Annotated in this window: 15 protein-coding genes; 2 read left to right on the forward strand and 13 right to left on the reverse strand. The window is 62.1% G+C overall.

The window, feature by feature from the left end; translation table 11 throughout:
* The first annotated feature begins 239 nt into the window (after positions 1-239).
* On the forward strand, positions 240-821 hold the full coding sequence (locus ACIPRS_RS09310; protein ID WP_446538351.1) for a pyridoxamine 5'-phosphate oxidase family protein: 582 nt from the start codon (positions 240-242) through the stop codon (positions 819-821).
* 63 nt (positions 822-884) lie between these two features.
* Here the strand turns inward: ACIPRS_RS09310 and ACIPRS_RS09315 are convergent, their stop codons facing one another.
* The 3 genes from ACIPRS_RS09315 to ACIPRS_RS09325 form a co-directional block, all read right to left on the reverse strand.
* Positions 885-1,673: a tetratricopeptide repeat protein gene (locus tag ACIPRS_RS09315; protein ID WP_446538352.1), complete on the reverse strand. Its 789-nt coding sequence runs from the start codon at positions 1,671-1,673 to the stop codon at positions 885-887.
* Positions 1,674-1,889: 216 nt separating this feature from the next.
* Positions 1,890-2,243, reverse strand: a complete 354-nt coding sequence (locus ACIPRS_RS09320; protein ID WP_446538353.1) for an FKBP-type peptidyl-prolyl cis-trans isomerase — start codon at positions 2,241-2,243, stop codon at positions 1,890-1,892.
* Between the two features lie 153 nt (positions 2,244-2,396).
* A complete protein-coding gene (locus ACIPRS_RS09325; protein WP_337731702.1) occupies positions 2,397-2,753 on the reverse strand; it encodes a winged helix-turn-helix transcriptional regulator in 357 nt (118 codons plus the stop codon).
* 130 nt (positions 2,754-2,883) lie between these two features.
* Here ACIPRS_RS09325 and ACIPRS_RS09330 point away from each other — a divergent pair, with 130 nt between their 5' ends.
* On the forward strand, positions 2,884-3,501 hold the full coding sequence (locus ACIPRS_RS09330; RefSeq protein WP_446538354.1) for an FMN-dependent NADH-azoreductase: 618 nt from the start codon (positions 2,884-2,886) through the stop codon (positions 3,499-3,501).
* A gap of 132 nt (positions 3,502-3,633) precedes the next feature.
* Here ACIPRS_RS09330 and ACIPRS_RS09335 read toward each other — a convergent pair whose 3' ends face one another.
* The 10 genes from ACIPRS_RS09335 to ACIPRS_RS09380 form a co-directional block, all read right to left on the reverse strand.
* The gene (locus tag ACIPRS_RS09335; protein ID WP_446538355.1) at positions 3,634-4,101 is read right to left on the reverse strand and encodes a hypothetical protein; all 468 of its coding nucleotides are present in this window, start codon (positions 4,099-4,101) and stop codon (positions 3,634-3,636) included.
* A 534-nt stretch (positions 4,102-4,635) separates the two neighbouring features.
* A complete protein-coding gene (locus tag ACIPRS_RS09340; protein ID WP_446538356.1) occupies positions 4,636-5,403 on the reverse strand; it encodes a hypothetical protein in 768 nt (255 codons plus the stop codon).
* Positions 5,404-5,446: 43 nt separating this feature from the next.
* Positions 5,447-5,665, reverse strand: a complete 219-nt coding sequence (locus tag ACIPRS_RS09345; protein WP_446538357.1) for an XAC0095 family protein — start codon at positions 5,663-5,665, stop codon at positions 5,447-5,449.
* Positions 5,666-5,962: 297 nt separating this feature from the next.
* On the reverse strand, positions 5,963-6,637 hold the full coding sequence (locus tag ACIPRS_RS09350) for a DUF6988 family protein (protein ID WP_446538358.1): 675 nt from the start codon (positions 6,635-6,637) through the stop codon (positions 5,963-5,965).
* 53 nt (positions 6,638-6,690) lie between these two features.
* Positions 6,691-7,386 (reverse strand): hypothetical protein, encoded by a 696-nt coding sequence (locus ACIPRS_RS09355; RefSeq protein ID WP_446538359.1) that lies wholly within the window; start codon positions 7,384-7,386, stop codon positions 6,691-6,693.
* 283 nt (positions 7,387-7,669) lie between these two features.
* Positions 7,670-8,254 (reverse strand): DUF4276 family protein, encoded by a 585-nt coding sequence (locus ACIPRS_RS09360; RefSeq protein ID WP_446538360.1) that lies wholly within the window; start codon positions 8,252-8,254, stop codon positions 7,670-7,672.
* A complete protein-coding gene (locus tag ACIPRS_RS09365) occupies positions 8,251-9,438 on the reverse strand; it encodes an AAA family ATPase (protein ID WP_446538361.1) in 1,188 nt (395 codons plus the stop codon). Before ACIPRS_RS09365 ends, ACIPRS_RS09360 begins: the two co-directional genes overlap by 4 nt.
* Positions 9,439-9,448: 10 nt before the next feature.
* Positions 9,449-10,285 carry a TSCPD domain-containing protein gene (locus tag ACIPRS_RS09370; protein WP_446538362.1) on the reverse strand — a complete coding sequence of 279 codons (837 nt, stop codon included), beginning with the start codon at positions 10,283-10,285 and terminating at the stop codon, positions 9,449-9,451.
* A 118-nt stretch (positions 10,286-10,403) separates the two neighbouring features.
* On the reverse strand, positions 10,404-10,994 hold the full coding sequence (locus ACIPRS_RS09375; RefSeq protein WP_446538363.1) for a hypothetical protein: 591 nt from the start codon (positions 10,992-10,994) through the stop codon (positions 10,404-10,406).
* 874 nt (positions 10,995-11,868) lie between these two features.
* Complete coding sequence (locus ACIPRS_RS09380; RefSeq protein WP_337731717.1) at positions 11,869-14,019, reverse strand: adenosylcobalamin-dependent ribonucleoside-diphosphate reductase; 2,151 nt, start codon at positions 14,017-14,019, stop codon at positions 11,869-11,871.
* Positions 14,020-14,414: the final 395 nt, after the last annotated feature.

Consider the following 14,414-nt stretch of genomic DNA (forward strand, 5'->3'; position numbering starts at 1 on the left):
ACGGCAAGCCCGAGGCGCGTCTCCGGCATGACCAAGCCTTGCACAGCGCGGGATGAGGTGCCGGTCATCCGCACCCTCGCGGATGTCGTTGATCACAGGCGCCACGAAGCGCATGGCACGTCAGCCGGCGCAGGTGTGGCCGGTGCCGTAGGGTGTGCCCTGGCCCACCGTTGGATGGAGGCGGATACCGTGCGAAGGTGGGCCTGAGCCCACCCGACAGGCCGCCTTGGGAGATCGACATGAGACACGCGTTCGCGAACATCGCCTTCACCCCCGCGGTACGCGACGTGCAGGCACGCGACGGCAGCCGCGCGCAGTACGCGCGGGCCTTCGAATCCGGCGACGAGGTACGCAATGCCGAACTCGGGGCCGACGAAGCCGCCTTCATCCACGCGCAGCGCAGCTTCTACATGGCGACCGTGTCGGAAACCGGATGGCCGTACGTGCAGCATCGCGGCGGCGCGCCGGGTTTCCTGCGCGTGGTCGATGCGAAGATGCTGTCGTTCACCGACCTGCCCGGCAACCGGCAGTTCATCAGCGTGGGCAACGTGGCACAGGACGATCGTGTGGCGTTGATCCTGATGGACTACACGCATCGGCAGCGGCTGAAGCTGCTGGGCCGCTTGAGCGTGGAGGAGTCACCGGGCGCGGGACGTACCGAGCGCACGATGACGATCCACGTGGAAGCCTTCGACTGGAATTGTCCGAAGTACATCCCGGTGCGCTTCGAAGCCGAAGACGTGCAGCGTGCGCTTGCCGAGCGCGACGCGCGCATCGCTGAGTTGGAGGCGCAGGTGGCCGAACTGCGCCGGACGCCGTAGGGCGGGCCCCGGCCCGCCGTTCGACGTGTGTGGATCGCGTGCGATGGCGGGCTTGAGCCCGCCCTACGGGGCGATGCCGTAGCGGGCGTAGCGGTCGGCGACGCCGGGTTCCAGGCTCAGGCCCTTGTCGATGTCGGCTTGGGCGGTCGCGTCGCCGGTCAGCGCTTTCGCGCGGCCGCGCATGTAGTACGAAGAGGCACCGCTGGCATCAAGCGACAGCGCGGTGGTGTAGTCGGCGATCGCGCCGGGGTAGTCGCCGCTGCGGAAGCGGACGAAGGCGAGGCTGTTGTGGTTGTTGCCATCTTTGGGTTCCTTGCGAACCGCGGTCTCGCAGTCTTCGCGAGCGAGGTCGAGTTCCTGGCCCAAAAGCGCGCGCGCCCAGCAGCGGCCGTTGCGGGTGGCGGCTTCGTCGTTGCCCAGTTCGATGGCACGCGTGAAATCCTGGATGGCGCGTTGCTGCCTGCCGGTATCGGAGTAAGCCTTGCCGCGGTTCTGAAAGGTCGCGGCATCCTGCGGGTTCAGTTCGAGCGCGCGACTGAAGTCGGTGATCGCCGCCTCCATGTCACCCATCGTGCCGTGCACGATGCCGCGCGTCGCGAAGCTGGCCGATTGGGAGTCAATCAGACGGATGGACTCATCCAGGTCAGCCAAGGCGGCGGCGAAATCCTGCTTTTCCATGGCCGCTCGCGCACGCATGAAGTACGCATGGCTGCGCCCATCCGGCGGCAGGTGCTTGACGCCGAGCACCCGGGCGCAGGCCGCTATGGCGGCGTCGGGCAGCGTGCTGTCGCTGCATGCGTCCAACTGCGCGCGCATGTCGGCGCTGTTGGCATTGCATGCGGTCAGCAGCATAAAGAAACCGATGAGAAGGTGTCGCATACGCCCCCAGCGTAGTGATGACCGCGGCGCCCTTGCCTTCATCGTTCGGGAGGCGTGAACCCTGCGGATCGGTTCGCGCATGTTACGGGGTGGCGTGCGGCGTCGACAGCATAGGCTGGGCCTCGGCCCACCTTTCGTGCGAATGCGCCCGGTGCACTGCGCTTACCCGGACTACGCGGGTCGCCTGGCTCAGGTGCCCAGCAGTTCGACGTCGAACTTCAGGGTGGCGTTGGGCGGGATGACGCCGCCGGCACCGCGGGCGCCGTAGCCCAGGTTGGCGGGGATGATCAGGGTGCGCTGGCCGCCCACCTTCATGCCCTGCACGCCTTCGTCCCAGCCCTGGATGACCATGCCGCCGCCGAGGGGAAAGATGAAGGGTTCGCCGCGGTCCTTGCTGGAATCGAACTTGGCGCCCTGCGCGCCGTTGTCGTACAGCCAGCCGGTGTAGTGCACGGTGACGTTGCTGCCGGGCTTGGCCTCGACGCCGCTGCCGACGACGGTGTCTTCGAATTGCAGGCCGGAGGTTGTGGTGGTGAATGCCATGGGGTGTTCCTTGTGGGGATCGGGATGTTCGTGGTGCGTAGTCTATCGCCCGTGCGGTCCAGAGGAGGAAAGGGGTAGAGAGTCGCAGGGGGCCTTGCCCTCATGCACATACGCGCACGGCCTACGTGGACGGGCTCAAGCCCGCCTTCAACACTATGCCGACGGCCGCCTGCCCCGCATGAATTCCAGCATCGCTTCGAACACGGGCTGCAGGCGCACGGCCTGGTCGGTGAGTTCGTACTCCACGCGTGGGGGGACTTCCGCGTAGAGGGTGCGGCGTACCAGTCCGTCGCTTTCCAGCTCGCGCAGTTGCGCGGTCAGCATGTGCTGGGTCACGCCGGGAATGGCGCGCCGCAGTTCATTGAAGCGGTGCATGCGCTGGTGCAGCAGCCAGAGGATTTCCAGTTTCCATTTGCCACCGAAGATGGCGACGGCCTTCCTGATGTCGCCATGTATTTCATCGATGTTGTGTGCGATGTCGGTGCATACCTGCTCAGTATGGTTTTGCATACCTGGTACTCAAATCAATCCTTCTTGTTGACACGACTATACGCCACTAGATTTTCGCGACGCGGTGGCAGCGGCGTCACGGAGACGATCGACATGCGGCCGCACTCCTTCCCCACAAGGCACTTGCCCCATGAAGATCCTGCATATCGATTCCAGCATCACCGGCGGCGATTCGGTCAGCCGCACGTTGACCGCGGCGGTGGTCGAACGCCTGCTCGCGCTCAGCCCGGACGCCGACATCACCTATCGCGACCTCGCCGCGCAGCCGCTGCCGCAGGCGTCGGCGCCGCTGCTGGCGGTGGCGGCGGGCGCTGACGTGCCGGCGCAGGACAGCGCGCTGCAGGCGGACGTGTCGGTGGTGGGCCGTGTGCTGGAGGAAGTGCTGGCGGCGGATGTCATCGTCATCGGTGCACCGATGTACAACTTCAGTGTGCCCAGCCAACTGAAAGCGTGGCTGGATGCAATCGCGGTGCCGGGCAGGACGTTCCGCTACGACGCGCAGGGGGTGCACGGATTGTTGGGCGAGAAGCGCGTGATCATCGCGTCCGCACGCGGCAACGTCTACGCGGCGGGCTCCCCGGTCGCGGGGTACGAGCACCAGGAGTCCTACCTGCGCAGCTTCCTGGACTTCCTGGGCGTGACCCGCATCGAGGTGGTGCGTGCCGAGGGCGTGCGGTTGGGCCCCGAGCATGCGCAGGCCGCGATGGCCGGTGCGCTGGCGCAGGCGGGCCAGCTGGAAGCGGCGTGATGCACGTGCAGGGTGAACGTTCACTCTGCTGTCGGGGTGCATGGCGGCTTATGCCGCGTGGGCCGACGCCTTGGTCGCACGCTTAGAGAAAAGGCGGGCCGAAGCCCGCCTTTCTTTTGCATGACGCTGCGCTCACGCGGCCGGTTCGGGTTCCTGCCGACGCTTGCGGTTGAAGCGGGCACCCAGGGCTTCCTTCAACGTGTCCAGGCCATCGCCTTGCCCGGCTACCTTGAGGTGGGCGTAGCCTTCCAGGGAGGCGACCATCAGGTCGCTGCCGAGGGCCATTTCGCTGTCGACCATGCGGTCGTACACGCGTTGCAGGCGGGTGAGCAGTGGGCGCAGGGTGTCGAGGGCGGCCAGGTCGGCGCGGTATTCGTCCACGTCGAAGTTGCGCGGCAGTACGTCGGCGTGTTTGCCCAGGGTGATGACGGCCTGGCGGCAGAAGGCTTCGGACTTGTCGCCCATCTTGGTGAGTTCGCGGCGCTCGTCGGGGGTCAGGCCGATCAGGCCGGTGAGGCGCTGCTCCAGGGTGGTGATGGCGTCTTCGGCGGCGACTATGTCTTCGCCGGTGAGGCGCAGGGAGATGCGGTTCTGGGTCATGTTCACTCCATTGATCACATTGAAAGGACACGTCGGCGTTCATCGCCGACGACCGCAGCCTAGCGTGCATGCGTTCGCAAAACCTCTCACAAATGCAGGGCGCTCTCGGAATGAGATGGAGCTCGGAATGCCAACGACCGAGCGCGGAAAGCGATCGATGGCATTCGGAATGTGAGGTCTGGAGCTCGAAGCCTTGCAGATGGCTTTCGGAAAGCCAGGGTATGGCTCTCGGAGTGCCATCGATGGGTCTTTGAAAGCGATCGATGGCTTTCAATGTGAGAGCGGCGGGGCTCGGAATGCCATCGATGGGTTTGGGAGAGCGATCGATGGCTTTCGGAAAGCCATCGATGGCATGGGGGAGCCCGGCGCTTGGGATTCCGAGCTCGATCGATGGGACTCGGAGCTCCATCGATGGGGCTCAATGTGAGAGCGATGGGGCCTGGAATGCCATCTCATGCGTAGGGTGGGCCCTGGCCCACCGCCTGGATCGCATGGCGACTAATGGGAAGGTGGGCTGAAGCCCACCCTACGGGGTCAGAGAAGTTCCGTCCGAGTAGTACAGCGGAACATGCCGTCGTCCGATTTGCTTATCCGACGGCAGGTCTCCATGCGGGTGATCGACGAGCGCGGGACAGCTTCGGTCCTCTCGCTTCTCAGCAGCACGCACATGTCGTTTCCGCATTGCATGACCAGCGCCGGCCTTGCCGACTCGGCCTCGGTGTATCCCAGCACCCAGTTGCGCTCCAGGGTGGCGAGCTTGGACAGCGCGACGCGCTCTTTCTCGGCGTCTGCCTTCGCTTTGGATGCCGCAGGCTTGATCCCGAGGTAGATCAGGCCGACGGCGAAAAGGAATAACAGGAGCAGGCTGAGCACACCGGCTTGGCTGCTCTCGAATACTGCATCGACGGAACCCGCCACGGCGCGGTGCTTTGGGTCAACCCGGCCCAGCCGACGCATCTCGGCCTGGAACTTCCTGGCCATCCTGCTTGCACCGAACAGTCGAGGAATACCGAAGGTCCTTATGCACGCGAGCATGACGAGAACTGCGACGGATATCCAAGCAAACCTTAGGACCCACGGAGCGCCGCCGATTAAGGATTGGATGAGTACCAACGCACCACTACGTATGTAGTCCACGCTGGTGTAGCCCAGCAGTGCATCGCCGATACCGAACTCACTCCAGTAGGTGTCCAGATATGCCCACCCCGCGAAGTACAGTGCCGGTACGCCGATGATGGTGAGCTTGGTGGCCAACTCGAGCAGGTGCTGGATCTTGGATCCGATGCTTGCCAGTACGCCCATCCCCGACGCTCCTTGTGGTTATCCCCTACCCGGAACTATGCCATCACGCCGTCACGGCAGCGACGATGTGGTCGGCGGTGTCGGCGAGGTGGGTGAAGCAGTGGGCCAGGCCGTTGCGGGTGAGGATGAGGTCGTCGGGGTTCTGGTGTTCGGGGGTGCTGAGTTGGGCCAGCAGGTGCAGGTGGTCGCGCAGGGCCTGCAGTTCGGCGCGGGCGTCGGCGGGCAGGTGGTAGCCGGGGTCGGTGGGCGTTGCGTGCTTCATGGCGAATCCTTCCGCGTGCGGGGTGCAAGGCGTGCCTGCGGGCGCGGCATGCGCCCGCAGGGTGTCGGGAGGTTCGAACCGCTAGTAGCCGGCGGGCATATTTCCCTCAAGGGTGTTGTATTAGCCGCCCTCCCGACGCGGAACAGTCTGCGTCGGATGCGCCCGATGCATTGAGCACAAAAAACCCACCAAGATGTCGGAGGTGGGTACCGCTACTAGGGGAGATTCGACGCTCCTTGGAGGCGAGTTTGCGTTGGTAATGCCGTGGTGTCTATTTACATTTTCAGCAGGTGAAAACTAGACGCCAGCAACAGGCGCGTTTGGCAGGCAATCGGCGTACTGCTGCTGCAACAGAGGCAAGGTGGGAGACCACAAGCCGTGCGCCATTCGTACGACATTAGTCACCAGAATCAACATCCCATTGGCATTGATGAGGACGGAGCCGGCTTCGTGGTGCGGAAACGGCACGGAGCTCTGTACAACTGCACGTATCCCGCCGTGCACGTAGGAGTGCATTCCTCGCCACGTGGCATCTTTGAGCGCAGCAAGGGGCTCGTAAATGGAAGCAGGATGATGTTGCGCGATGACTCGCAGCATTGTTTTTACGTCAGGCCCCATGCGCGTCTCCGCATCAGAGGTCAACGCCGCCGGCACTGGGCTTAGGAACTCCTCTATCCAGGCATCGTCAGCACCGCGAAAGGCCCAAATCGCGCGCAGCATAGTTTCGTAAGCAGGCCTAACGAGTGCCGTTGCAGTAACGTCCAGTTGATGCTGGATAAGAACCCATTGGGCAGTCGTGTGCTGCTTCACGATGTTTGCAAACGCTTGAACTACCAACATCCGCTTATCCAAAGGGGCTGGCAGCTCCTCCCAAAGCTCATCAAGCGCCAGGTGCAGAAGGCGACTTCCATGAGAGACGCGCTCCAGCCGTTCGATGGCCGCAGGATTTGGCTCGTCCCGTTTGTACTCCACCGGACCTCCACCTTCTCGCATCGGATGATGGGTTTCGCTTCGCTCAATCCATCCTACGCGCTGTCGTTGCCTTGATCAGTGCGCTCCCCGCGCATCGACTCCGCGTTTCCGCGAGCGACGAAAGCTTCCGCGTGAGCGCGCGGGGACTCTGCAGCCTCGGCTATCCCTGATATTTGATGGGCCCGCTGGAGAGCACTACAGAGAAGTTCCAGCATGGAGTCCAATATGGCTGAACCGTCATACACGACGTCCGAGTGAAGATTCAGGCTTATATTGTCCTTCAGGACACCGGCACGGCGTCGCGCGTAGATCAGCTTCGTTGCCGCGCGAGCGAAGAGCTTCGCGTCTTCAGGATCGAAGATGTCCAGCCTCGTGATGCAAGACTCAAGTACAGGCGCTGAGCAGTTCGAGAGCTGCGAGGCCACATGGTCAGCCAAGTGATCCTCCTCCCAGTTCGCTCGCAACTCAACGTTAATTCTTCCTGCTTCGACGCGTGCAATATTGTCCCAGAGTTCGTCAGTGAATGCGGCAGCCATGGCCTTAGATTGAACATTCCGCAATCGACTTCTTTCCTCCGACTCATCTCTCGCAATACTCATCGCGGTGGCGGCCGACACACGACTTGAATGGAGTGCCACTAGAACAGCAAAAAATGTGGCAATTGCGGCGATCAGCCCAATGACGACTTGCGCCCAGCCCGCCTGCGCATCCAGCGGGAGAGTGCAGAATTCCAGCAGCTTGCAATCCATACCCGCCCCTTAAAATCACTCTCATCCGGCCACTTAACTCACCTGGTGGGCTAAAATCACCGCGGAACCGCATAGCTACGGGCGGAACGGTGCACTTAGTCCTAGCCTGCACGCTGCTCCGTCGCCCAGAGCCGCTCGTCTATTCTGGCGCCAATTCTCTCCATGCATCTATCCATAACGGATGGTCGTCATATAAAAACGTAGGGTAAGCCTTGGCCGACCTGCTCGCTTCCCCTCAGCTGAGGGGAAGGTGGGCTGAAGCCCACCCTACGAGCTACGCTGGCTACCAGAGATCTAGAGTAAGCAATTCTCGCTCATGCCTTCTTACAGCGCCAATGAGACTCTTGAAGCTCGCGGACCGCTCGTTTTCTAGATCTAGGTACTTACCTATCTCGCGAGAGCCGTTTACCTTCTGGTACATACCACCGGTTAAAGTCCTCACTTCTTGGCTCGGACTTCCGAAAGAGTCTGGCACTCGGTACTTCGCCTTCCCCTGCAGGGCCGCAATACCATCCACCTTGATCGCTGCTTGCACGGCATCCAGATCTGCCAAGTAAAAAGCTTCGAGCTCTCTGCAGGCAATACGAACTACAGTTGCATCAGCTCTGCCTGACGCAGCCACGAGATCAGCCAGCCTTTGCTTCAATAGCTTGCAGTCAGGGTGACTATCTTGATCGCGAAGCACCACGAACCTGGCGTTCGGATTCATGTAACCACGAAGCCGCCGAGTTAGCTGCCCCTCTAAGTCCTGTTTACCCTCAAAGGCGATGAATCGTAGCGCAATAGTAGGATCAAGAAATCGCGGGAGCATCGAATCCAACAGCGCTTTAGCTGATTCTTCCTCAAGCAAGAAAACCAGCTCTCTCATACAGGATCAGCGCCCTCGAAGAACCCCTGCTTCCACAGGTAACCCATCTTGTCCCCTTCACTCATGTATGCGCTGATTTGAGGGTCGTCTTTCGCTCTTCTGATCTGCGTGCTCCCACCAACTTTTACTAACCAGCAAACCTCATCGAGCTCTACGGCGTTAAGAAAGTCTGGTGAATGGGTCGAAACCCACACCTGCCCCCCCCTAAGTGCGTATAGCCGAAACTCCTCAGCAAGCTCAGTCATGAGCTTCGGGTAAAGCTGATTCTCTGGCTCCTCGACGCATAGAAGCGGGTGAGGATTTGGATCGTAAAGAAGGATCAAGTACGCGAACATCTTGATGGTGCCGTCTGAAACGTACCGATCAAGAAAAGGCGTTTTGAAGGAACCGTCCTTAAAACGTAGTGTTAGGTATCCATCATCCATCAATAGCGGCTCGACAGATGAGATGCCCGGAACTCGTCTGGACATTGTCTCCAATATCTTTGTAAAGGTAGGCTTATGTTGCTCGTACAAAAATTGAGCAACACGCGGCAAATTGTCGCCAGTCTCTGATAAATGCTCCGAATCGCCAGAAGCCTCTTTCCTTCCACGCGCCATATTTATGTGAAAGTCAGACACATGCCAAGATTCGATTAGCTGACGGAATGCGTTAGCGGCCTTGAATCTCTCAAACTGACCTAAGCCTTTAATGGCGAGAGTGTCTGAGGAGACGCGCTGACTCTCGCGCTCCAACTCTTCGTCGCTCTTATTGAAATCTTCCTCATTGGTGATGGCATAGCCTTCGCCATCGGAAAAATTCAAGAAATGAAACGGACTTCCATATCGGCCACGCTTATATCTTAGTACCTCGCGCCTAACGTATGGCCCAGTCGAACGCTCAGCAATTTCTAGAGAATACGTTACTAGTCGCTCAACTCCCGCAAGCGGCATTCGGTACTGAATTTCGATGAGGATCGAGTCGTCGGTTGCATCTCGACTCAGAACCTCCTTGAAGCGACCTCGACTGTCGAGGGCTTGCCTAACATTGCCCTTCAGGCAATCGTGTAGAAAGCCGAAGACATCAAACAGCGTAGACTTTCCGGCCCCATTTGCACCGACAACCACGAGGAACGCGGGGATATCCTGAAGATGAACATCCCTGAATGCCTTAAAGTTTCGAAGACGGATTGATTCAATCTTCAAGAAAAACTCCTCACCCGCACTTCGAATAACCACAGTTCAAGCACGTAGCGCACCCGTCCATGATGACGAGGGCCTTGGTGCTGCACTTGTGGCAGAGCGTGGCGGAGGGCGGGAAGCTGGCGCCGTCGCCGGTGACGGCGATGTCTTCCGAAGAACCGGGCATGACGGCAGAAGCGCCCTCATCCGCCCTTCGGGCACCTTCTCCCGCCGGGGCGGGAGAAGGAACAACGCTTACGTCAGAGTTTTTTTTTGCGCGGTCTTCGTACTGCTTGCGCTTTTCGGCCAGGATGGCGCGCTGGTGCGCACTCATTTCCGGGTCGTGGATCAGGCCGATCGACTTCATGTGCTCTTCCACGATGGCGCCCAGCTCGGCCACCAGCGACGGCATGTACACGCCACCGGCCTTGAAGTAACCCCCGCGCGGATCGAACACCGCCTTCATCTCGTCCACCAGGAACGTCACGTCGCCGCCCTTGCGGAACACCGCCGACATGATGCGCGTCAGCGCCACGATCCACTGGAAGTGCTCCATGGACTTGCTGTTGACGAAGATCTCGAACGGACGGCGCAGCTCGTGCTCGGTGCCGGCGTTCAACACGATGTCGTTGATGGTCACGTACATGGCGTGCTCCACCAGCGGCGACTTGATCTTGTAGGTGCTGCCGATGAGGACTTCCGGGCGCTCGATGCGCTCGTGCATCTGGATGATGTTGTCCTGCGGCACTTCCTTTTCCACCGTCTCGCGCGGCACCGACGCCGTGGGAATCAGCGCAGCGGCTTCGCGCGCCTTGTCTTCCGGGGTGAGCACGCTGTAGCCCTTGATTTTCTTGTCGATCTTGACGGCCATGACGGTGGAATCCTGTTCGTGTTCTGAAAGTTGTCATCGATGGGCGGGACCTGGCCCTCCGGGCCGGCGACCGCCCCAACCCTCCCCCGGACCCGGGGGAGGAGGGGTGCATCAGGTCTTACTTACGGGCCGCTTTTTTTGCTGCTTTCTTTGCGGCTTTCTTCGGGGCTGCCTTGCGCACGGCCTTCTTGGCCGCTTTCTTCGGAGCGGCCTTCTTCGCCGCCTTCTTCACGGGCGCCTTGCGGGCGACCTTCTTTGCTGCTTTCTTCACCGACTTCTTGGCGACGGCCTTCTTGGCCGTGGCCTTCCTGGCGACCTTCTTCACGGCCTTCTTGGCAGCCGTCTTCCTGGTGGCTTTCTTCGCTGCCTTCTTCGCCGTCTTCTTGGCGGCCTTCTTGCCGGTCACCTTCTTCTGCAGGCTGGCGGCTTCGGCCTTGGCGGCGGAACTGGCGGCGGCCAGCTTCTTCTTCGCCTTGGCGACGGTCTTCTTCACCGCCTTGGTGGCCTTGTCGGTGCGCTTGGCCACGGCCTTCTTCGCCTTGGCGATGTCGGCGGTGACCGTCTTGCGCGCCTTCTTGGCCGCCTTCTTCGCCTTGGCGACCGTTTCGCTGGCGGTGGTGGCCACCGCTTCGCCGATGCCTGCCACTGTTTCCTTCACGCTTTCGGCCGCGCCGGAAAGCGTCGCCGTGACACCATTGCCGTTGCTCATGTTGCCCTCCTTGTGGGCGAGGTTCGTGACGCTGCCGATGCTATACCCGATTGCGCGGGGTGAAACGGTGAAGCCGATGAATCGAAGCCTGCCGTGATGCGCCCCTTCCCCCGCGTGCGGGGGAAGGGTGGGATGGGGGCGCGTTTCGCGAAGAGCAAAAGCAGCTCGCTGCGCTCGCTCCCCCTCACCTGCCCTCCGGGCATCCTCTCCCCGCAGGCGGGGAGAGGGGTACAGCCGATCTCCTTCTTTCCCTTCTCCCCGCAAGCGGGGAGGAGTTCCCTCTTTCCTTCTCCCCGCAAGCGGGGAGGAATTCCCTTTTTCCTTCTCCCCGCAAGCGGGGAGAAGGTGCCGAAGGCGGATGAGGGGCCGCTTTTGGCGAAGAGCAACAGCAACTCGCTGCGCTCGCTCCCCCTCACCTGCCCTCCGGGCATCCTCTCCCCGCAGGCGGGGAGAGGGGTACAGCCGATCTCCTTCGTTTCCTTCTCCCCGCAAGCGGGGAGGAATTCCCTCTTTCCTTCTCCCCGCAAGCGGGGAGAAGGTGCCGAAGGCGGATGAGGGGCCGCTTTTCGCGAAGAGCAACAGCAACTCGCTGCGCTCGCTCCCCCTCACCTGCCCTCCGGGCATCCTCTCCCCGCAGGCGGGGAGAGGGGTACAGCCGATCTCCTTCTTTTCCTTCTCCCCGCAAGCGGGGAGGAATTCCCTCTTTCCTTCTCCCCGCATGCGGGGAGAAGGTGCCGAAGGCGGATGAGGGGCCGCTTTTCGCGAAGAGCAACAGCAACTCGCTGCGCTCGCTCCCCCTCACCTGCCCCCGTATCAAGTACGGGGCAGGCTCTTCGGGCATCCTCTCCCCGCAGGCGGGGAGAGGAGTAAAGCGTCAGAACTTGCCGTAGTAGCCTTCCTTCAGCGCATCGAACAGGTTGGCGGCGGTGTGCATCTCGCCGTCGTACTCGATCTGCTCGTTGCCCTTCACCTCGACCACGTTGCCGTCTTCCAGCTCGAAGCGGTAGGTGGTGTTCTCCAGGTCGGCTTCCTTCACCAGCACGCCCTGGAAGGCGGCGGGGTTGAAGCGGAACGTGGTGCAGCCCTTCAGGCCCTGTTGGTGGGCGTAACGGTAGATGTCCTTGAACTGCTCGTACGGGTAGTCCGTGGGCACGTTGGCGGTCTTGGAGATGGAGCTGTCCACCCACTTCTGCGCGGCGGCCTGCACGTCCACGTGCTCCTTCGGGCTGATGTCGTCGGCGGCGATGAAGTACTCCGGCAGCTTCGCATCGGCGTCGTCCGAGAACGGCATGGCCTTCGGGTTGACCAGTTCGCGGTAGGCCAGCAGCTCGTACGACCAGACGTCGACCTTTTCCTTCGACTTCTTGCCTTCGCGGATCACGTTGCGGCTGTAGTGGTGCGCGAACGAGGGCTCGATGCCGTTGCTGGCGTTGTTGGCCAGCGACAGGCTGATGGTGCCGGTGGGGGCGATGGAGCTGTGGTGGGTGAAGCGGCTGCCCACTTCGGCCAGTTCGTCCACCAGCTCCGGGGCCACGCTGGCCACGCGCTGCATGTAGCGGCTGTACTTGGCGTGCAGCACCTTGCCGGGGATCTCCTGGCCGACCTTCCAGCCGTCCTTCGCCATTTCCGGGCGCTGGCGCAGCATGGCGGCGGTGACGGTGAACAGTTCGTCCATGATGGGCGCGGCGCCCTTTTCCTTCGCCAGCGCCAGGCCCATTTCCCAGCCGGCCACGGCCATCTCGCGGGCGATGGCTTCGGTGAACTCGCAGGACGCCGGGCTGCCGTACTTGTGCTTGAGCATGGTCAGCGTGCTGCCCAGGCCCAGGAAGCCCATGCCGTGGCGGCGCTTGCGCAGGATCTCGGCGCGCTGCTGTTCCAGCGGCAGGCCGTTCACTTCGACCACGTTGTCGAGCATGCGGGTGAACACGCGCACGACTTCCTTGTATTCCTCCCAGTCGAAGCTGGCCTGGTCGGTGAACGGGTTGCGCACGAAGGTGGTCAGGTTGACCGAGCCCAGCAGGCAGGCGCCGTAGGGCGGCAGGGGCTGCTCGCCGCACGGGTTGGTCGCGCGGATGGTCTCGCACCACCAGTTGTTGTTCATCTCGTTGACGCGGTCGATCAGGATGAAACCCGGCTCGGCGTAGTCGTACGTGGACACCATGATCATGTCCCACAGGTGCCGCGCGCGGATGTGGCCGTAGATCTTGCAGGCCACCAGGCCGTCGTCGCGGACGATGTAGTTCTTGTGGGTGGGCCACTCGCGCCAGACCACCTGGGCGGCGTCCTCGACGTCGATGTCGCCCTTCTCCTTGATGTTCACCGGGAACACCAGCGGCCAGTCGGCGTCGGTGTCGACCGCTTCCATGAAGCCGTCGGTGATCAGCAGCGACAGGTTGAACTGGCGCAGGCGGCCGTCTTCGCGCTTGGCGCGGATGAAGTCCTTGACGTCCGGGTGGGAGATTTCGAACGTGCCCATCTGCGCGCCGCGGCGGCCGCCGGCCGACGAGACGGTGAAGCACATCTTGTCGTAGATATCCATGAAGGACATCGGGCCGGAGGTGTAGGCGCCGGCACCGGCGACGAAGGCGCCCTTCGGGCGCAGGGTGCTGAACTCGTAGCCGATGCCGCAGCCGGCCTTGAGGGTCAGGCCGGCTTCGTGGACCTTGTCCAGGATGCCGTCCATGGAGTCCTCGATGGTGCCGGACACGGTGCAGTTGATGGTGCTGGTGGCCGGTTTGTGCTGCTGGGCGCCGGCATTGGAGGTGATGCGGCCGGCGGGAATGGCCCCGCGGCGCAGCGCCCACACGAAGCGCTCGTACCAGTAGGCACGCTTTTCCGGGGTGCCTTCGGCGTCGGCCAGGGCACGGGCCACGCGCTGGTAGGTGCCATCGATGTCGGCGTCCAGGGCGTCGCCCTGCTTCGTCTTCAGCCGGTACTTCTTGTCCCAGATGTCCTGGGATGCCGGTTGCATGGGAATCAGGGCAGGCTGTTCCGTCTTGATCGCCTCGAGGCGCACCGTACTCATGGTTATGTTGTTCTCCTAAAAACGACTGGAACGTGTGTTGGCTATGGCGGGTGGGCGGTGGGCCCACCCCCGCGATTCACTGCGGGATGTTCATGGCGGACCCGGACGACGGGGACGGCGCCGCGGGCAGCCGCACAGGATGCGCCGCCCGGGTTGCCGGATTGTGGAAGTGGGACCTGCCATCGCCATGGTGCCCACTGCTTCCCTCGCCCTCATGCGCCAATCCCCAAAGGCGCCCGATTTCCCAAGCGCAAAGCCCGAAAAAACACCAGTGCTTGGGTCCGCTTCGTGCTGGACCGCAACATCTTGTGTCCGCGCGAAGCCGTCAAACTACGCCCGGGGGTGACCCCTGTCAACCGGATTGACATGACAATTGCATGGCATCCACCCCACCG

This window comes from Pseudoxanthomonas sp. LARHCG66, assembly GCF_052871755.1.